Raw genomic sequence first — 20,578 nt, 5'->3', positions numbered from 1 at the left:
GTAGGTGAGAGAAGGTGGACTAGCGCAGCCGGAGTGCCTTCATCGCCCTCAGGCTGCGGCTCATGAACTGGGCGTACTTCTCGTCGTCCATCCCGAGGGAGGGGGCCATCGGCAGCAGGCGCTGGTGGGCGACCGTCTGGGCCTCGGTGTACTTGAGGATGCCCTCGGAGCCGTGGCGGCGGCCGAGGCCGGAGTCCTTCATGCCGCCCATGGGGGACTGGACGCTGCCGTAGGCGGAGGCGTAGCCCTCGTTGACGTTGACCGTGCCGGCGCGGAGTCGGGCGGCGACGGCGCGGCCCCGGCGGCCGTCCCTGGTCCAGACGGAAGCGTTGAGGCCGTACGCGGTGGAGTTGGCCTCCTCGATGGCGGCGTCCTCGTCCTTGAAGCGGTAGACGGAGACGACCGGGCCGAAGGTCTCCTCGGTGCAGACGGCCATGGGTTCCGAGACGCCGTCGAGGATGGTCGGCTCGTAGAAGTAGGGGCCGATGTCGGGGCGGGCGACGCCACCGGCCACCAGCTTCGCACCCTTGGCCACGGCCTCGTCGACGTGTCGCGTCACCGTCTCCAGTTGTCGGTCGCCGACGAGGGAGCCCATCTCGGCGCCGTAGGCGAGGGACTTGCCGAGGCGCATGGCCTTGGTTCGGGTGGCGAAGCGCTCCAGGAAGGCGTCGGCGATGGACTCGTGGACGTACAGCCGCTCGATGGAGATGCAGAGTTGACCGGCGGAACTGAAGCAGGCGCGGACGGCGCCCGCCGCCGCCTTCTCTATGTCGGCGTCCTCCAGGACGAGCATCGCGTTCTTGCCGCCGAGTTCGAGGGAGACGCCGACGAGGCGGGCGGCGGCGCCCTGGGCGACCTGACGGCCGGTGCGGGTGGAGCCGGTGAAGGAGACGTAGTCGGCGTGCTTGACGACCTCGGGGCCGATGACGGGGCCCTCGCCGAGGACGACCTGGAAGACCTCGGCGGGCAGACCGGCCTCGACGAGCAGGTCACGGGCCCACAGGGCGGTGAGGCAGGTCTCCGTGTCGGGCTTCATCACAACCGCGTTGCCCGCGACGAAGGCGGGGATCGCGTCGCCGACGGAGAGTTCGAGCGGGTAGTTCCAGGGGGCGATCTGGCCGACGACGCCGCGCGGGTGGCGGAGTTCGGTGACCTTGGTGAGGGTCGGGACGGCCCCGGCGTGGCGCTTCGGCTTCAGATAGAAGGGGGCCTTGCGACCGTAGTGGCGGGCGGCGACCGCGACGGCCTGGATCTCCTCGTGGGCGTGGAGGCGGGCCTTGCCGGTCTCCAGCTGGATGAGGTCGAGCACCTCGGCCTGGCGTTCGAGCATCAGGTCGTGGAAGCGCAGGAGGACGGCGGCGCGTTCGCGCACGGGCACCTGGGCCCAGACGGCCTGGGCGGCGCGGGCCCGCTCGTAGGCCTGTTCCACGTCCTCGGGGGTGGACTCCGGCAGGTCGGCGAGCTTCTCGCCGGTGAACGGCGTGTGGTTGGCGGTCCGGCCGGAGCCGACCACGCCCTTGGTGAGCTGGGCGACCAGTTCGGGGGTGACCACATCGGCGGCGGTACGGGCACCCTGCGGGGCTGCCGCCAGGGGGTTGGTGCCGGTCGTCCGTGCCGTGCCGGTCTTTTCGGGGGCCTGCGAGTCCGTCATGACGCGCAGGGTATTCCGGACCGGACGACTTTGGGTACCTGGCGGTAACAAGGTTTCACCGGGTACACACACCACGCCAGCGATCACTGGCAACGAAGTCGCTGATCAGCGCGGCGGGCGAAGCGGTGCGGCCGGGGATGCGGCGTAGCTCACTCCTTCGCGGCCGTCGGCCGCCCTGGGCGATGCCGAAGCCGAGGAGGGCGACCTGGCCGTGCGGTTCCAGGAGGGCGACCTGGCCGTGCGGTTCCAGGAAGGCGACCTGGCCGTGCGGTTCCAGGAGGGCGACCTGGCCGTGCGGTTCCAGGAGGGCGACCTGGCCGTGCGGTCCGAGGAGGACGTTGACCGGCTTGACGTCACGGTGCACGATGCCGACGCCGTGCGTGGCGTGCAGCGCGCCCACGACGGCGAGGCCGACGCGGGCGGCGGCACGGGCCTCGTGGTAGAGCCGGCTGGCGGGCCGCCGCCGCGCCTCGCCCTCCGGGCCGTCGGGGTCGCCGCCCATGCCCCGGAGTCACCGGGCAGTCTGGGCTGTCTGGGCTGTCTGGGCTGTGTGGGCTGTGTGGGCTGTGTGGGCTGTGTGGGCTGTCTGACGGCCACCTCACGGTCGACGGGTTCGTCGGCGGCCTTCCATACGGTGCCCATGCCGCCGGAGCCGATGCGCTGGGTGAGGCGGTAGCGGCCGCCGATCAGACGGCCGTCGAGTCCGGACACACGGGCACCGTACGGGGAGTGCGTCGTGCGGATGTTCACCATCGTCGCTCATGCCACATCAGTACCTCGCGAGGGCGGAGCCTGTCGCCGTACCGCCTGGCGGAGCCGGGGTCAGCGTCGGCTGCGCCACAAGTCCTGCGCCCAGCCGTACCGTTCGCGGTGTTTCGGCAGGGCCGTGCGACCCACGGCGGCGGCGAGCTTGCGCAACCGGCGCCAGTCCAGGGGCGGTTTGGGCTCGGGCACGCCGGGGCGGTCCCGGGGGACGCGGACGCGCAGCGCCTTCTGGGCGATCCGGCAGTGCACGGGGGTGGGCAGGACGAGGGCCTCGCCGTCGACGCCGACCTCGATCTCCGGGCGGTCGGCCTCGACGACGATCTCGTCGGCGATGAGAAGGCTGAGCCCGGGAGCGTTGGGCCCGAGGACCAGCCCGGCGGCCTCGGCGGCACTGTCGACGCGCACGCCGACGACGCCGAGCACGCCGGCGTCCAGGCGTTCGCGGCGGCCGAGGCCGACAAGGTCGTCGCTGCGGTAGACGTTGTTGCTCACGAGGACGGCCTGGGGCGCGTCGATGACGGCGTCCCCGATGCGGGCGGTGAGCCGGGGGCCGCGCTGGTGCGTGAGCAGTTCGGGCAGCAACTCCAGCGTCGTACGGACCTTGTCGCCGCGGTACGCGGGGCTCTGCACGACGGCGGCGTAGGCGCCGAAGGAGGCGTTGTTGACGAAGGGGTGGCCGCTGGCGTAGCCGAGGTCGACATGGAGTTCGACGCCCTTGTCGGTGAGGGCGTCGAGGCAGGCGGCGGGGTTGTCGCGGTCGAGACCGAGGTCCATGGCGAAGTGGTTGCGGGTGCCGGCGGAGATGACGAGGAGGGGGACGTCGTAGGCGGCGGCGATGGCGGCGACCTGGGCCTGGGTGCCGTCGCCGCCGGCCACGCCGAGGAGGTCGGCACCGCCTCGGACGGCGTCCCGGGCGAGGACGGCGACGTCCTCGTGGCGGGAGGGGTCGAGAAGGTGGACCGTGGCGCCGAGGCGTTCGGCCCGTTCCTTCAGCCGGAAGCGCTCGACCTTTCCGCCTCCGGACTTGGGGTTCATGATGAGGAAGGGGCGGGTGGGCGGCGGCGTGCGGTGTTCCGGTACGTGCACCTGGTGGGACTTGGTGCTGCTGAGGGCGAACTTCCCGGACCAGACGGCGACGCCCCACAGGGCGGCCGAGACAATCACCACCCACAGCAGGTTGACGGCGGCGAACCACCAGACGACGCCCACGGGGGCGGCCACGGCCAGCGCACCGGCGGCGATCCGGGGGGCGCCCCGGTGGGTGAGCACCCACCACAGCGCGGCCACGGTGAGGCCGACGGCCAGCACGACCCCGGCGACGAGCAGCAGGCTCGCCTCGCGGGCGTAGCCGAGCGGCAGAAGTACGGCGAGCGCCGCACAGCCCAGTGCGGCCCTCGCCGCCCAGCGCTGTCTCGCGTGAGCCCGCACGTCCAGGTGTTCGATGCCCACGCTCGCTTGCCCTCCGCGCCGATCATGCACTTGACACGGCATGGTAGATGCACGCGGCCGGACAGGGCGACGGCCCCACGGGGTTCGCCTCCATAGGGCCGTCGCTCTGACGGGTGCCGGGCTTCGCGGCCGCCTCGGTTCTTCCAGTCGGCCGCAGCTCTTCCAGTCGCCTCAGTTTTCCAGTCGCCTCAGTTTTCCAGTCGGCAGCAGCTCTTCCTTCGACCACACAAGGAGAGTTTCACGTCAAACCCCCGGCCCCCACAGGCCGTCCACAGGAATGGCGAAGTCCGCAAGAGTCGTCCGCGAGCCCCACCGAGCCGTTCAGGCCGGACATTTCACGCCAACTACCCTCTCTGGCTTGACGGTTGTTCGAGGAAGCCGCTTATAGTCCCGTTGCTCACGCAAGCAGGCCGTGTGAGTACTCCCCCACTGTGGACGTTTCGGTCGGATCCCGTGTCCGGGGACAACGTCGCCTGCCGTCACGTCACTCGAAGGGCAGGTAGCCGTGCGTCGGCTCTGGGGTTGTCCCGCTCCGCGCGCCGCGACCGCCACGAAACTTCTCTTCGCTGACACGCGGGAGCGCGAGGCCACCGACAGGCAGCGGATGCTCCGCGACCACGTCACCGCCCTGACGAGCTGTCACCCGCTTACACCGGACTGCCATCCGCTTACTCCGGACTGCCATCCGCTCACGACGGACTGTCACCCGCCCACGACGGACACTGAATTCTCCCCAATCCCGGCTGCTGGGTCACCCGGCTCGACATGGCCGCCGGAACCCGTGCCTTCGGCGCCGACGACGCGCCCCTGTGTCCGCTCGACTCCGACCAGGTCCCGGCACGGATCGCCGAGAGGACGCACCGAGCGCCATGAAGATCACCTTTCTGCTCCACAACGCCTACGCCATCGGCGGCACGGTCCGTTCGACCCTGAACCTCGCCGGAGCCCTGACGGCTCATCATGATGTCGAAATCGTCTCGGTGTTCCGCACCGAGGAGCGCCCCCTGCTCGGCGTGAGCAGCAAGGTCCACCTGGTCCCGCTCGTCGACGAACGCCCTGCGGCCGAGTCGTACGACGGCGGTCACGAGCTGATGTCCCGGCCCTCCGCCGTCGTCCCGCCCACCGAGGTCCTGGCCCACCGCTACACCGCGCTCACCGACGAACGCCTGCGCGCCTTCCTCGACACCACCGACGCCGATGTCGTCATCGCGACCCGCCCGGCGCTGGTGGTCCACCTCGCCGGGCACGGCTCCGTCGGCTCGAAGGGCCCGCACGGCGCGCCCGGTTCCCCCTCCCGCCGTGGTCCGTTCCTGATCGGGCAGGAGCATCTGTCGTACGACAACCACGTGCCCGGCGTGCGCGAGGCGCAGAACGCGGCGATCGCCCGCCTGGACGCGTTCGTCACCGTCTCCGAGCGTGACGCCGCCGACCACCGCAGCCAACTTCCCGGACTGCGCACCCGCATCACGAACATCGCCAACGCCGCCCCGAGGCCGAAGGCCGAGCGCTCCGATCTGCGCGCCCCGTTGGTGGTCGCGGCCGGACGTCTGTTCCCGGTCAAGCGCTACGACCTGCTCATCGAGGCCTTCGCCGAGGTCGTCGCCGAACGCCCCGAGTGGCGGCTGCGGATCTACGGCAAGGGCCCGGAGCGCGCGAGGCTGCGCACCACGATCGACAGGCTCGGTCTGACCGACCACGTCTTCCTCATGGGCCCGCACGCCACCCTGGAGACCGAGTGGGCGAAGGCCTCCGTCGCGGCGGTCAGCTCCGAGTGGGAGTCGTTCGGCATGACCATCCTGGAGGCCATGCACGCCGGCGTCCCCGTGATCGCCGCCGACTGCCCGCACGGCCCCGGCGAGATCATCACCGACGGCACCGACGGCCTCCTCGTCCCCCCGGCCGACCCGAAGGCCCTCGCCACGGGCCTGCTCCGCCTCATCGACGACCCAGAACTGCGACAGCGCCTGGGCACCGCCGGCCACACCACCGTCCGGCGGTACGCGCCCCGCGCCATCGCCGTCGAGTACGAGCGGTTGATCGCCGAACTGCAGGAGGCGCGCATCCCGGCGACCGTGAAACTGGGGCGGCGAATACGGGGAGCGTTGGGGGCACTGTTGCCACGGGCGTCGCGGCCCGTCGACCCGAAACCGGCCGACGGGGCCATGCCTTCGCCGCCCTCCGCACGGATCACGAAGACCGTGTCCTCGACGGCCTCCGCCGAGGACACCGAGCCGCGCCGCCTGCGCCCCCTGCGCCCGAGGGCCGGCTGCCGCGTCGACGCGGACGGCGGCGTAAGGATCTCGGTCGCCGCGTCCGGCGTGTCCGGTACGTCCCAGGTAGGCGGTGCGTCCGAAGCATCAGGCGCCTCCGGGCATGCCCTCGTGCTGGTGCTGCGCCGACGCCACGGTGGCGAAGAGGTCCGCGTCCCGCTGGAGCGGGAGAAACCGGACGACGCGAAGAGCCCATGGACGGCCACGCTGAACCGTGCCGACCTGCCCCTGGCGGAGGGCCGCTGGGACCTCCATGTGGAGCGGGCCGAGGACGGGGCCCGGAGGCGGGTACGGGCCGGACTGGTCGAGCAGCGGGGCCTGTTGACCGCCGCGCTTCCGTACGAGACGCCGGTCGCCTGGTGGATCCCGTACACGACCAAGGACGGCTACCTCGCCCTGCGTACCTTCCACCGCCCCGCACACGCCGAGGTCACCGCGCTGCCCGTCGGCGACGGCTCGCTCACCGTGGAGGGCGTGCTGCACGGGGCCGAACTCGGTGTCGGCGCGGCGCTGCTGGGTGTCGCCCGGGGCGAGGGGCCGGCGGACTTCGAGGCACCGGTGACGAGCACCGGCGGCGGGCGCGACTTCCACGGGCGGCTGACGTCCCTGCCGGACCCCGTCGGCCCGGAGGACAAGGTGATCTGGGACCTTTTCCTGCGCCCCGCTCCCGACGCCGCGCCCATCCGTCTCGGACGGTTGTTCGGTGACATCGTGGACCGCAAGGACACCGACAAGTACCCGGCGGTCCCCCTGACCACACCGGCGGGCGCGTCCCCGCAGGCCCGCTTCTTCTTCACCGTCACCAACGACCTTGCGGTCAGCCTCACCTGAGGGCTGAGGCAGTCCCTCCCTTGCCGGGCGGGGGCTCTACATCTGGTCGATCTTCAGGTTCGCGATGACCGTACGGGCGATCTCGCGGCCCTGCCCGGTGAAGTGCCCCTTGCCCGGATAGTCGATCCAGAGCCGGTACATGTCGCCGTTGCTCGCCCTGTAGTACACGACCCGCGCCTCCCGCAGGCGCGGGTTCCGTGTGTCCGTGGTCGTGTAGACGACGGTGTTCTCGGCGGCCTCATGGTCCTGGAACATGGCTTCCTGCGGCCGTCCCTCGGGCGCGGGGTCGTCGGCGATGTCCAGGGTGTACTCGCCGTCCTTGATCAATTCCCAGTCGGCGTACGCCCTGTCCAGCGCGACCTCCGGGATCTCGTTCTCCTTGTCGTCCTTCTTGATGTCCCGGTCGACGTTGACCCGGATCAGCCCGCTCGGGTCGCTGTACTGGGCGATGGTCCCGTCGGTGGCGTCCGGCTCGATCCTGTCCTGCACGAAGTGCCCGGGCACGCCCGCACTCGCGGCGACCTTGGCGCCGAGGTCCCGCTGCTTCCACCCGTCCGGCAGCGGCCCCGCGAACGGATCTGCGATCACGAGATACGCCGTCACCGCCGCCGCGACGACGACCGCGCCGAGCCCGGCGAGGGTCTTGGCGCCGACACGGACGCCCTTGCCGGACCCGGCCGCCACAGGCCCTGCGATCTGCTGGACGATCTGGGTGGGCGCGGGAGCCGGCGGGTTCGCGGCCGCCTCCAGCAGTTCACGGACCCGGGCGGCGGTCGGGCGGCGCGCGGGGTCTTTCTGCAGCAGGCCGTTGATGGCCTCGGCGAGCGGGCCCGTGGCCGAGGCGGGCACCGCGGGCGTGGCGTTGAGCACGGACTGCAGGGTCGCCGGCGTGTTGCTGCGCCGGAAGGGCGACACGCCCTCGGTGGCGGCGTAGAGGACGACACCGAGTGACCAGAGGTCCGACGCGGGGCCGGGCCGCTGGCCCAGCACACGCTCGGGGGCTATGTACTCGGGCGAGCCGACGAAGCCGCCGGTGTCCGTCAGGTTCGTCTCGCCCTCGATCTGCGCGATGCCGAAGTCGGTGAGGACGACCCGGTCGTGGCGGCCGAGGAGGACGTTGTCCGGCTTGACGTCACGGTGCAGGACGCCGGCGGCGTGCGCGGCCTCCAGCGCACCGAGCACGTCGAGGCCGATCTTCGCCGCGTCACGCACGCCGAGGGTGCCCTCCTGGAGCGCGTCGCCCAGCGAACGGCCCCGCACCAGCTCCATCACGATCCACGGGCGGCCGTCCACGACCGCCACATCGTGCACGTTGACGACCGACGGATGGTCGAGCCGGGCCGCCGCACGCGCCTCCCGACGCATGCGCTCGAAGGCGTTGTCCCGTTCACGCTCGGGAAGATGGTCCGGTACGCGGGGCTCCTTGACGGCGACCTCGCGATCCACCGTCTCGTCCTTGGCCCGCCACACCGTGCCCATGCCGCCGTGGCCGAGCTTGGCGAGCAGCCGGTACCGGCCGGCGACGAGACGCCCGGCACCAGGGTCCTGCGGGGGCCGCGCCGACGGCGCGGGCTGCGCGACCATCTGCGTCGGCATCGTCGGCGTCGCTGGCCGAGTCGGCCTCGCGGGCTCCGCCGGTCGCGCCGGCTGCGCGTACGGGTTCCCCGCGTACGGCGCACTCGGCTGCGGCGGTTGCAGTCCGAAACTCGTCGGCTCGTCGGCCCCGTAGCCGGATCCATGCCCCTCTCCATGGCCGGATCCACGACCGGATCCATGGCCGGATCCATGGCCGGATCCATGGCCGGATCCGTAAGGGGCTCCCCCGTTGCTGCTCATATGTTCATCTGTATCGCGACAAGCGTGTGTGCATCCACCCCCGTCGCTTTCCGGTCACAGACCCGTGACGCGGGACGTCACTTATCTCCGCTTTGGTCACGTACGAAGGTGTCCACCGCCACGTCGAAGTACTCCTTCGCCTCGGTCACCTTCCCGACAGGCGCCGACACCCACACGTCGTACAGCCGCCCGTCCTGCTCCCAGCACAGGTCGTACGTGTGCCGGGGACCCTCCGCCGCGCTGTAGCCGTCCCAGGTGAACTCCCAGAGCGCGGCGGGCCGCCCGTCGTGCGTGATCTCGGTGACGCGTCCGTCGCGGTAACCGGGGTTCGTGGAAGGACCCCTCTCGTGGGCGCGCCACATCACCCCGGTCGGCCCGCCTTCCACCGGGCCGTCGAGTTTGACGCCGATCCGGATCACCTGCCCCGGCGACATGTAGAAGACCCGCTCCCCCTGCGGCTCCCGCGTGAAATCGTCCGGCACGGCGAGACGGAACCCCCGCTCGTCCTCGGCGAGCCGGTACCCCGACGGCACCGTCGGCGCGGTGGCCGCCCGCGAGCGCGTGACGGTGGGCGTGGCGTCCACCGACGTCCCGGACGAGACACCGGACGTGCCCGACGTACTGGACGCACCGGATGCACCGGACGCACCGGACGTGCCGGTCCCGCCCGACTCACTCACCCCGCCCGACGTGCCCGGCGCGCTCGACGTACCCGGCCCGCCCGTCGTGCCCGGTGTCTGCGGGGCCGAACTGCCCGGCGCGCCGCCTCCACTGCCCCCTTCCCGCATCAGCAGCGCCGCCCCCGAGACGCCCGCCCCGGCCATCGCCGCCACCAGGGCCGCCGCGACCAGCACACTCCGGGTGGAGTGCGGGGGCGGCTGCCGCGCGGACTTCTCGTGCAGACGCGCCTCCGGGCCGAGCAGGGGCGGTACCTCCTGCCCGGCCGCCGGTACGTCCTGGTCGGCGGCGCGGGGGTCGGCCGCGCTCGGCGCGTCGCGGCCCGGGCGCGGCACGTCCCGCCGGGTCGGTGTGTAACCGGTCGGTCTCCACGGGGCCCTGGTCGTCCTGGGCGTCCGGCCGGTGTCCCGGAAGGCACGCAGCAACCGTTCGGCCTCCGCCGCGTCCAGCCGCCGGTCCGGGTCCCGCTCCAGCAGCCCGCGTACGACGGGAAGCAGGGGCGCGGCCTGCTCGGGCGGCCGGATCTCGTCGACGACCACCGCGTGCAGGATGCCGCCCAACGAGTCGCGCCGGAACGGCGATTCACCGCTCAGGGCGGCACACAGCAGCGCGCCCAACGACCACAGGTCGGACTCCGGCCCGGTGCGGACCCCGGACATCCGCTCCGGCGCGGTGTACTCGGGGGAGCCGACGAAGGACCCGCTCTCGGTGAGCGTGGTCGCGCCGGCGACCTGCGCGATACCGAAGTCGGTGAGCACGACTCGGTCGGTGCCGGCCTCCATCAGGACGTTGGCGGGCTTGAGATCGCGGTGCAGCACACCGGCGTCGTGCGCCCGCCGCAGCGCGCCGAGCAGATCGATGCCGATGCGCGCGGCCTCCCGCGCGTCGACCGGCCCTTCGGCCGCGATCCGCTCCGCGAGCGAGCCGCCGTCGATCAGCTCCATGACGATGTACGGGCGTTCGTCCTGCTCGACGACGTCGTGCACGACGATGATGTTCGGGTGGCCGAGCCGGGCGACCGCCCGCGCCTCACGCAGCGTGCGCTCGCGTCGCTGCCGGGAACGCTCCTCCGGGAGCGAGTCGTCGAGGGCCAGCTCCTTGACCGCCACCCGCCGACCGAGGAGCTGGTCGGTGGCCCGCCACACGATCCCCATACCGCCCCGGCCGATCCTGGCCTCCAGCCGGTAACGCCCGGCTACGACACGGAGGTTCTCGCCCTCGGTCCCCATGAGCCCCATCATGCCCCACCGGACCGAAACCCTCCGGTGCCGTGCGACAGGCCTGGCCGACAAGCGACGCCCACCCGTCTCGCAAGCACCGCCCGAGCACCGGGCGGATCCCCCGTGAGCGCCCCGCTGTCACTTCTGCGGCGGCCGCCAGCTTCGCAGCACCGCGTAGAACTGCTCCTCCGCCGTCTTCCAGTCCGCTGCTGGCGAGGACATGTAGATCGTGTACTCGACACCGTCCCGGGAGAGATACATCTGCTCGATCGCCCGGCGCGGCCCCGGGAACTCGGTGTCCTTCGCGGGCGCGGTCCAGGTGAATTCCCACAGCGCGCCGGGCCGGTCGCGGTAGATGTTCTCCTCCAACCTCACCTGCCGGTACCGGGGCCGCACCTTCACCTGTTCCTCCAGGTCGAGCTGGTGGTGGTACGGGCTGTCGAAGTCCGGCGACTCGTCCACGGCGATCCTCAGGAAGTGCTCACCGTTGTCGGGCGTGTAGTCGATCTGCGTCCCTTTTACCTGCCGCTTCCACCCCTTGGGCAGAGCGAGGCTGAAACCGGCCGGGTCCTCGACCCGCTCCCACCCTTCGGGCACACTGTCGGCCCCCGCCCGGCCCTCCTCGTCCTCGCCTCCCGTCCCGGCCGCGGCGGAGCCGTTCCCCGCACGCCACTCGTCCGCGTAGTGCATCCCCACGGCACCCCCACCGCCGACCAGCACGGCCAGCAGGACGACGAACGCGACCGTACGCCCTCGTACGCGTCGCTTGGCGCGGGGCGCGGCAGTGGCGGCGGAACCGCCCGGGGCGAGCTGGTGGGCAGTGGCCATCCGAGTCACCGGGGTACCGGAGGCAGCGGGCGCGGTGGACACATGCGCCCCGCCGAAGAACTCGGACGCGGTGGGACGCCCCGCCCCCTGCGCGCCGCCACCCACCGCACCGTTCACACCCAGTGCGCCATGTCCACCCCGTACGTCGTGCCCACCCGGTACGCCTTGTCCACCCCGTACGTCGTGCGCACCGAACCCACCCCGGTCACCCTGGCCCTCCGACACCCCCTGCCCGTCGAAGGCACCCGGCCCGCCCTGAGCCCCCCGCGCGTCCGCGTCCTCCGCACCGGCGTCGATCCCGGCACCCTCACCCACACCGAGACCGGTACCGGCACCGGCACCGGCAGCACCCCCCACCTGTTGCCGCGTCGGCACATACGCCTGTGCCTCCCTCGGCCGACGCCCCTCCGCCGCCTCCGCGAGCAGCTGCTCGGCCTCGTCCGCGTCGGGCCGTACGGCGGGGTCCTTGCACAGCAGCGCGGTGATGACGGGCCCGAGCGCCCCCGCGTCCACCGGTTCGGCGGCCTCCTCGCTCACCACGGCCTGCATGGTGGTGAGCGGTGTGGTGCGCCGGAACGGCGACTTACCCTCCACCGCCGTGTACAGCGTGGCGCCCAGCGACCACAGGTCGGAGGCGGGGCCGGGCTCGTGCCCGCGCACCCGCTCGGGGGCTATGTAGTCGACGGAGCCGACGATCTCGCCGGTCCGAGTGATGGTCGTGTCGCCCTCGACCTGCGCGATGCCGAAGTCGGTGAGCATGACCCGGCCGTCCTCACCGAGCAGCACGTTCCCCGGCTTGACGTCGCGGTGCAGCACGCCCGCCCGGTGCGCGGCCCGCAGCGCCCGCAGCACCCACAACCCGATCCGCGCCGCCTCACGCGCCTCGACGCGCCCCCGCTCCCGGACCGCGTCGGCCAGCGAGACGCCCTCGACCAACTCCATGACGATCCACGGCCGGTTGTCGTGCTCCAGCACGTCGTGCACGGTGACGACCGCCGAGTGGTTGATCCGTGCCGCCGCGCGCGCCTCGGACCGGGTCCGCGCCAGCAGTACGGCCTGCTCGTTCTCCGAGACGTAGAGCGCGGCCGTCAACTCCTTGACCGCGACGGCCCGGTGCAGCACCTCATCATGCGCACGCCAGACACGGCCCATGCCACCGCTGCCGATCGTGTCGACAAGCCGATAGCGCTCTGCCAGGAGCTGACCCTGCATCTGATTCACGTTGCCCCGCAATGTTCTTGACAGGGTCACATTAGGGAGCGGCCCGCGACCCCGGGAACCGGCTCGCCCCCACAGAGACCGCACTGTGACGGTTCTCGCTTCCCCGCCCGGAACGCAACCTTCCGCGAACTTGCCGACGAAGTGCTCCCCCAGCCCGCCCGTACCACCCTGCTAGCCGGTCGCCTTGTACGTGTCCGCCGCCTGCTCGTACAGCCGGGTGACCTCGTCCCGCTCCGCCTCCGGCCCCCGCAACTGCACCACGTGGTACCGCCCGTCGAGGAGTATCGCGAGATTCCGTACGAAGACGCCGCGCCCCTCGGAGTCCTGCCACGTGAACTGCCCCTCGGCCGAGGTCACCCCGCCCACCTCGATCAGCCGCATCCCGCTGGACGTGGCCCACGTCGAGTCACGGAAGGGCTGCAGCTCACGCTCGTCCTCCCGCTGGTATTTCAGCGGATCACCGCCGTAGGTCTGCGCGCTGTCCCGCCCGGGGACGAGGATCAGCTCGAAGTCGCCCTGGGAGTACACGATCTGCCCGCGCCCGTTCTTGGCGCTGCGGTCCCAGCCACTGGCGACGGCGACCTGGAACCCCTCGGGGTCCTTGCGCAGGGTGAACCCCTGGGCGACCTCGGGATCCCCGGTCTGGGTCTGCGTCGAACCGGACGACTCCGACGGGCTCGCCCCGCTCTGCCCCTCCTCGCCGCCGTCGGGCGAGCTCGAGTTCTGGTCGGGCCGGGGCTCGCTGCTCGCGTCCGGCTCCGCACTCTGCTGTCCGGCACTCTCCGTGCGGCTCCCCGTGTCGCTGCCCTCACTGCTCGGCGTGGCCTTGGGCATGAACACCATGGCGTACGCGACCGCCGCGGCCAGCGCGAGCAGGACGAGCAGCACCAGATTGCGGCCCAGCTTGCGGGGCTGCGTGGGCTTCTCGTGCCGGGAACGCTTGTGGCGGGCGTGCGCGCGGGTCGCGGGCAACCCGGCCCGGCGTCTGCGGACGAGCTCGCCGCGCCGCCGTACGATCGGCAGCCTGCTCGCGTCCACGGGCGGCGCCGGCACGACATGCGCACCGGCCTCGGCCTCCGGTGCCGACCGCACCAGCGAGCGCAGCCAGCCGCGCAGCTCCTCGAAGTCCAGCCGCTCGGTCGGGTCCTGACGCAGCAGCGACTCCACGACCGGCCGCAGCGGCCCGCACTCCTCGGCGAACGCGGGCGGCTCCGCGCACACCAGTTGCACCAGCTCGGCGGTGTTCTCCTCCGGGTAGGGCGCGTGCCCCTGCACGGCCCGGAACAGCAACGCTCCCAGCGCCCACAGGTCCGTCGCGGGTCCGATCGGCGCCGCCAACTGCCAGTTCTCATGCACCGGTCCGGCCTGCTCGGGCGCCCACCGCTCGGTGACCGGCCCGACCACCGCCATCCGCGCCTGCCGGGCCCGCTCGGCCGCGAGCGCCGTGGCGGGTCCCCGTCGAGGAACGCCCCCACCGCCCGGCCCGTCCCAGGGCACGGCATCCACGACAGCGTCGGGACGCGGAGCACCGCCGGGCACCCCGTACCCGGGGCTGTCGTGAGGGCCGGACTCGTCCGCGCGGCCGCCGTGGACACCGAACTCGTACGCGCGGCTGTCGTGCGTGCCGACGCCGGAGGCGCCACCGGCCGGATCACCGGCGTCGTACGGCGAGTCGCCGGGCGTTCCGTCCCCGTGACGGTCGCCGGGGCGTGCGGGCCTCCCGCCGCGCGGCGCCGCGCCGTGCCACGCGCTCGTGGGGCCGCCGTCGGCGAGGACCCCGTAGGGGTCGGCGATCTGACCGAGTGGCACGGGCCTCGTCCCGCCGCCGGAGGCCGGGGTGCCGTCCCGGTCGGAGCCCGACGCCCCCGTGCCGTCCCGCGGAGCGGGCCGCTGCGCGGGCAACCCCGCACCCGGGCCACCCGGTTGGTCGTCCTGGACACGGGCTGCCGCCCGAGCCCCCGCCCGGTAGGCGGCGATCGCCCCCGCCCGCGCCGCCCGAGCGTCCCCGCCGGCCTCCAGCGCCCGCTGCCCCCCGGAGGGATCAGCGCCCGGCACCGCGGCAGCACTGCCCCGCGCCTCTATCGCGGCCCGCCGAGCCGCTTCGGGATCCTCGGCACCACCGCCGTGGGACCCACCGAACGTGCCGCCCCCGGCACCACCACGGGCCCCACCGACCGTGCCGCCCCCGGCACCACCCGGCAGCGCACCCCCGGTCGCCGGTGCGCCGGGAACGCCAACGGGCGCCGTCCGGCCTCCCGCACTCTCCCGCCCACCGGGCCCCACCGCGCGAACGCCCGAGCCGTCCCCCGGTACGCCCGGCCGACGGTCCTCGTACTCCGGCGCGGGCACCGGGTCGTACCCGCACAACGCCTCTTCCGCCGCCCCGGCCGCCAGCCCAGTGAGCATCACTCGGCCGTCGTCGCAGACGAGCACCGTACGGGCGGTGATGTTCCGGTGCACCCAGCCGTGGGCGTGCAGCGCGCGCAGTGCCGTGAGCACGTCCGAGGCGACCTCGGCCGCCCGGTACGGGGTCAGCGGCTGCTCGGCGAGCAGTGCGGCGAGGGGCCGCGCGGACACCAGTTCGCTCACTATCCACAACGAGCCGGCCTCGGCGAACACGTCGAAGACCTGGTCGAGCCGAGGATGGTCGGGAATCCGCGCGGCGGCCTGCGCGGCCTCGACGGCCCGCCGTACGGCCGGGTCGGTGGACCGGCGCGTGGTCCCCGCCGCACCCCGGCGCCCCCCGCCGTCCCGCGCGACGTACCCCTCGGGCAGCCCGTCCGCGTCGAGCACCTCCGCCTCGACGACCTCGGGCAACGGCACCTGCCGTACCAGGACTTCCTGCCCGCTGTAGGTGTCGAAGGCCCGTGTCTCGGCGAGTTCGTACTCGTCGGAGGGCGGCAGCGGCAGGCGATAGCGGTCGGCGAGTACTCGCCCCGCGTATTCGTCCACGATGCCCTCCCCCGACCACCCGGTTGGTCGATTCCGCTCGTCCAGCGACCCGTTCCGTGCTGGATGCGTACGATCCGCAGCCATTCACGATACGTGCCTGAGGCAACCCGCATTGAGTCGATGCGATATCTCGCCTGCCTCGAATGCGCTCGAACGCCCTCGATCTTCCCCGGAACACCCGGCGCCGAACTCACCCGGCGGGCAGAACTCCCGAAGTCGAACTCACATCGACGGAGCTCACCCCGAGCCGCACCCCCTCACGCCCCCTCACGCCCTCGCTCGGCATCCCGAGCTGAGGCACGAAACCATGCGGAGCCGCGGCCTCGAACGCACCGGCGCACGACAGCCCTCCGTACGCGCTCCCCGGATGCCGGCCCCGTCGTCGTCAGGACTTCGGCTCGAACGTCCTGGTGAACGTCCGCCAGGTGTCCTTGCGCAGCTCACCGCTCCACTGCGCCGCCTTCGCGGTGTACATCAGCGCGTACCCCTGCCGGGAGTCCACGACGAACCCACGGTCGATCGACCGGTACTTCGTTCCGCTCTCCGCATAGGTGAACTCCCAGTCGGCCGCCTTCCAGCCCCGGTAGTCCACCGCCTCTATTCGAATCTGCTGGTACTGCGAGCGCCGCATGTACCGCTCTTGATTCTTCCAGTCAGCGACCGGGTCGTTCTTCGGGGTGGTGGTCCAGCCGACGAGCAGCCGCTGCCCGTCGGGGCCCGAGAACCGGGCCCCCGCGGCGTCCGTCGACCGGTACTTCCACCCGTCGGGCAGCCCGATGGAGAACCCCTGACCGCTCTTGTACGTCCGGGTCGCGATGTCCGAGGCGCCTGCGGAGCCGTCGCCGTTCACCGAGCCGTTCGACCCGCCCGAAGGGCTCGGCGAACTGCCGCCCGACCCGCTCGACCCGTCGGACTCCTGCGTCGTGTCACCGTCCGGGCTGGGATCGGAGCCCTTGTCCGTGTTGTCGCCGGCGCTCTTGTCGGTGTCCTCGCCCTTGCTCGCGGCGTCGCTCCCCGACGCCGTCCCGCTGGACGCGGACGCCTTGGTGTCGGCGCCCTTGCCGCTGTTCGAACTGCCGTCGTCGTCACCGAGGGTGAACGCCAGCACGGTCCCGAGCACGACGAGCACCACGGCCACCGCGATGACCGCCAGTGTCCGCCGCGACACCACATCCGTGATCGGCGCCCTGGGCACCGGCCGCGGCGGCAGATCCGGCGGCGGCACCTCGGGCCACCCGGAAGTACGCCCCGCCGTACCGGAGTTGCCCACGCCGACGGCTCCGGTACCTCGCGCGCCGGCAGCCGACTTGCCCGACGCCTGTCCCGGTACGCCACCGGCCTTCTCGGCACCGGCGCCCGACGAAACCCCGACGGAGGCGGACCGCGTCGAAACAGCCGCTGAGGACCCGGCCGAAGACTTGGCGACGGCCCCCGCCCCACCGGAGACACCACCACGAGCCCCATGGGACGCACCCGCCGACACTCCGCCGGACGTACCCCGCCCGGCAGCAGCACCGGCACCGGCACCCGAAGCCGTGCTCCCAGTTCCAGCCCCGGTCGCAGTCGCTGCCCCGGACGCGCCCTTGCGCATGGACCACCGAGGCGCACGCGGCCGCTCGCCGCCCTCCTTCGCCACGGATCCGGCCCCGGCTCCGCCGGAACCGCCCTTCTTCGGGCGCTCCTCCGGCACCGGCGGCAACGGCACGACCCGTGTCGCGTCCACCGGGTCGACATCTTTCGGATGGGGCGCGTGGATGACGGTGTTGAGCATGGCCCGGGCCCTGGCGTCGTCGAGCCGTCGCTCGGGGTCCTTGGTGAGCAGCCCGAAGATGACGTCCTTCAGCGCCCCGGCCCTCTTGGGCTCGGGCACCGGCTCGGTCATCACCGCGGTCAGCGTCGCTATGGCCGACCCCTTGTCGTAGGGCGGCACCCCCTCGACCGCCGCGTAGAGCAGACCGCCGAGCGACCACAGGTCGGCGGCGGGGCCGGGCTTGTGGCCGCGCGCCCGCTCCGGCGAGATGTACGAGGGCGCTCCCACGAGCATGCCGGTCGAGGTGATGGAGGGGTCGCCCTCGACCTGTGCGATACCGAAGTCGGTGAGGACGACCCGGCCGTCGTGCTTGTCGATCAGCACGTTCGACGGCTTCACGTCCCGGTGCAGAATGCCCTCGCGGTGCGCGGCCCGCAGCACGTCGAGGATGGCGAGCCCCACCTCGGCGGCCCGCCTGGGTTCGAGCACCCCGTCCTCACGGATGACCTCGGCGAGCGACTTGCCCTCGACGAGTTCCATCACGATCCACGGCCGGTCGTCCTCGTGCACGACGTCGAACACCGTCACCGCGGCGTTGTTACGGATCCGCGCGATCGCCTTGGCCTCGCGCAGGGTGCGCGTGATGAGCCGTCGCTTCTCGTCCTCGTCGATGCTGGACGGGAACCTCAGCTCCTTGACCGCGACCGTACGGCCCAGCGTCTCGTCCATGGCACGCCACACCGTGCCCATGCCGCCGCGACCGAGCACCCCTCCGAGCCGGTACCGCCCGGCGAGGAGACGTGCGTCCTTGTCCTGACGGGATTCCCCAACCCGCTCTGCCTCCGACATGCGTCCCCTCATACAACCCGCCCTGACAGAGCCTCCATTGTCACCCACCCGCCAAGCGCCCCACGCCCAGGGCCCCCCTCAACCGGCCACCCCGCCTTCAAGCCCCTCACCCCGCCCACCCACACTTCACCGAAACAGCCCGGCCGCGGCCCGCATCTGAGGCACGCTCAAGAGATGCGGGCCGTCGTTCCCGGCCTCGTCGGGCGTTGGCGGACAAGGCCCGTTCAGGTCGCATGGGGTCTGCGGAGGGACGCACGGACCCAGAGCGGTCCGGAGCCGAAGGGGCAGCGCTTGCGGGGAGGGGAACGGGTAGGGCCGGCGAAGGCGAAGGCACTACAACGGCACTATGTCCGGCGCCCCCAACCGCGCGGCGTCCGCCGTCAGATCATCCGGCTGCCGCTGTGACTCCCGCTCCGCCTCCACCCTCTTGTGGTAGTGCTCGACCTCCCGGTCGATCTGGCCCTCGTCCCACCCGAGCACCGGAGCCATCAATTCCGCCGCCTGCCGCGCGCTCCGCGTCCCCCGGTCGAACGTCTCGATGGAGATCCGCGTCCGCCGGGTAAGCACATCGTCGAGATGCCGCGCCCCCTCGTGCGACGCCGCGTACACCACCTCGGCCCGCAGATAGTCGTCGGCGGCCTGCAACGGCTCCCCCATCGAAGGATCGGCGGCGATCAGTTCGAGCACCTCCTCCGCCGCCGCCCCGTACCGGTTCAGCAGATGCTCCACCCGCACCACGTGCAGACCGGTGCTCGCGGCGATCCGCGCCCGCGCGTTCCACAGCGCCCGATACCCCTCCGCCCCCAGCAGCGGCACATCCTCGGTGACGCACTCGGCCACCCGCTGGTCGAGCCCGTGCACGGCGGCGTCCACGGCGTCCTTCGCCATGACCCGGTAGGTCGTGTACTTGCCGCCGGCCACGACCACCAGCCCGGGCACCGGATGCGCGACGATGTGCTCCCGCGAGAGCTTGCTGGTGGCGTCCGACTCCCCGGCGAGCAGCGGCCGGAGCCCGGCGTACACCCCCTGCACGTCGTCCCGGGTGAGCGGCACCGCCAGCACGGAGTTCACATGCTCCAGCAGATAGTCGATGTCCGCGCTGGACGCCGCCGGATGGGCCTTGTCGAGGTCCCAGCCGGTGTCCGTGGTGCCCACGATCCAGTGCCGCCCCCAGGGGATGACGAAGAGCACGGACTTCTCGGTGCGCAGGATCAGCCCGGTCGTGGAGTGGATCCGGTCCTTCGGCACGACCAGATGGATGCCCTTGGACGCCCTTACGTGGAACTGGCCGCGCTCCCCCACCATCGCCTGGGTGTCGTCGGTCCACACCCCGGTCGCGTTGACGACCTGCCGGGCGCGGATCTCATACTCCCCGCCGCCCTCGACGTCCTGCACCCTGGCCCCGACCACCCGCTCGCCCTCGCGCAGGAACCCGGTCACACGCGCGCGGTTGGCGACCTGCGCCCCGTACGAGGCGGCCGTGCGCACCAGGGTGGCCACATAGCGGGCGTCGTCCATCTGGGCGTCGTAGTACTGGAGCGCCCCGACGAGGGCGTCCTTCTTCAGGCAGGGCGCTATGCGCAGAGCGTGCCGACGCGTCAGATGGCGGTGCACCGGCAGCCCCCGGCCGTGCCCGCGCGCCATCGACATCCCGTCGTACAGCGCGACGCCCGAGCCGGCGTACCACCGCTCCCAGGCCTTGTGCTGCAACGGGTAGAGGAAGGGCACCGGTTTCACCAGATGGGGCGCCAGCCGCTCCAGCAGCAGCCCACGCTCCTTCAGGGCCTCGCGGACCAAGGCGAAGTCGAGCATCTCCAGATAGCGCAGACCGCCGTGGATCAGTTTGCTGGACCGGCTGGAGGTGCCCGAGGCCCAGTCACGTGCCTCCACCAGGCCCGTGGACAGGCCGCGTGTCACGGCGTCCAGGGCCGTGCCCGCTCCGACCACACCGCCGCCCACGACCAGCACGTCCAGCTCGCGCTCGGCCATACCCGCCAGTGACTCGGCGCGCTGCGCCGGTCCCAGTGCCGCTGTCCTCACCGCTGCCTCCAGCCGTTCGTCGCGCCGGCCTCACCTGTCCATGCCCGTCAAGCAAGACCCGGCCCACATCCCCCTGCCCAAAATTCTGACCGTGTTGCCCGACATCGGCCACCAACCGCCCCCAGCCTGTGGATAACTCCGCAGGACGCGCACACAAAAACAACTCCCCAATCCCACATATCGGTCATATTTACGCCTAGTGTGACATTGCGCTCGCTCATTGAGTCCACAGGGCTTG

9 protein-coding genes and 1 pseudogene are annotated in these 20,578 nt (G+C 72.2%); 1 reads left to right on the top strand and 9 read right to left on the bottom strand.

From position 1 onward, the window contains the following. Window positions 1-19: 19 nt before the first annotated feature. From ACFY9I_RS14160 to ACFY9I_RS14150, 3 genes and pseudogenes are all read right to left on the bottom strand, one after another. The gene (locus ACFY9I_RS14160) at window positions 20-1,651 is read right to left on the bottom strand and encodes a succinic semialdehyde dehydrogenase (protein ID WP_391001100.1); all 1,632 of its coding nucleotides are present in this window, start codon (window positions 1,649-1,651) and stop codon (window positions 20-22) included. Window positions 1,652-1,969: 318 nt separating this feature from the next. Continuing rightward, window positions 1,970-2,404 (bottom strand): annotated as a pseudogene (locus ACFY9I_RS14155) (serine/threonine protein kinase); the annotation flags it as partial. A gap of 69 nt (window positions 2,405-2,473) precedes the next feature. Then, window positions 2,474-3,865, bottom strand: a complete 1,392-nt coding sequence (locus tag ACFY9I_RS14150) for a diacylglycerol kinase family protein (protein WP_391001097.1) — start codon at window positions 3,863-3,865, stop codon at window positions 2,474-2,476. A gap of 869 nt (window positions 3,866-4,734) precedes the next feature. On the opposite strand from ACFY9I_RS14150, the gene ACFY9I_RS14145 reads away from it, so the two are divergent. Beyond that, entirely contained in the window at window positions 4,735-6,966 is a 2,232-nt protein-coding gene (locus ACFY9I_RS14145) for a glycosyltransferase (protein ID WP_391001094.1), read from the top strand. Between the two features lie 36 nt (window positions 6,967-7,002). On the opposite strand, the gene ACFY9I_RS14140 is transcribed toward ACFY9I_RS14145, so the two are convergent. The 6 genes from ACFY9I_RS14140 to ACFY9I_RS14115 all read right to left on the bottom strand — a co-directional run bounded on the left by ACFY9I_RS14140 (window position 7,003) and on the right by ACFY9I_RS14115 (window position 20,340). Next, window positions 7,003-8,802 carry a protein kinase gene (locus tag ACFY9I_RS14140; protein WP_391001091.1) on the bottom strand — a complete coding sequence of 600 codons (1,800 nt, stop codon included), beginning with the start codon at window positions 8,800-8,802 and terminating at the stop codon, window positions 7,003-7,005. A 77-nt stretch (window positions 8,803-8,879) separates the two neighbouring features. Further along, window positions 8,880-10,709: a protein kinase gene (locus tag ACFY9I_RS14135; protein WP_391001089.1), complete on the bottom strand. Its 1,830-nt coding sequence runs from the start codon at window positions 10,707-10,709 to the stop codon at window positions 8,880-8,882. Window positions 10,710-10,838: 129 nt separating this feature from the next. Next, on the bottom strand, window positions 10,839-12,740 hold the full coding sequence (locus ACFY9I_RS14130; protein WP_391001086.1) for a protein kinase: 1,902 nt from the start codon (window positions 12,738-12,740) through the stop codon (window positions 10,839-10,841). A 180-nt stretch (window positions 12,741-12,920) separates the two neighbouring features. Next, the gene (locus ACFY9I_RS14125; protein ID WP_391001083.1) at window positions 12,921-15,701 is read right to left on the bottom strand and encodes a protein kinase; all 2,781 of its coding nucleotides are present in this window, start codon (window positions 15,699-15,701) and stop codon (window positions 12,921-12,923) included. Between the two features lie 385 nt (window positions 15,702-16,086). Further along, window positions 16,087-18,300 (bottom strand): protein kinase, encoded by a 2,214-nt coding sequence (locus tag ACFY9I_RS14120; protein WP_391001080.1) that lies wholly within the window; start codon window positions 18,298-18,300, stop codon window positions 16,087-16,089. A gap of 333 nt (window positions 18,301-18,633) precedes the next feature. Continuing rightward, window positions 18,634-20,340, bottom strand: a complete 1,707-nt coding sequence (locus ACFY9I_RS14115; RefSeq protein ID WP_391001077.1) for an FAD-dependent oxidoreductase — start codon at window positions 20,338-20,340, stop codon at window positions 18,634-18,636. Window positions 20,341-20,578: the final 238 nt, after the last annotated feature.

Origin of the sequence: Streptomyces sp. NPDC012510 (assembly GCF_042955065.1) — a bacterium.
Taxonomy (GTDB): Bacteria; Actinomycetota; Actinomycetes; order Streptomycetales; family Streptomycetaceae; genus Streptomyces.
Note: the sequence above shows the minus strand (reverse complement) of the source record. Positions and strands in the feature narration are given on the sequence as shown.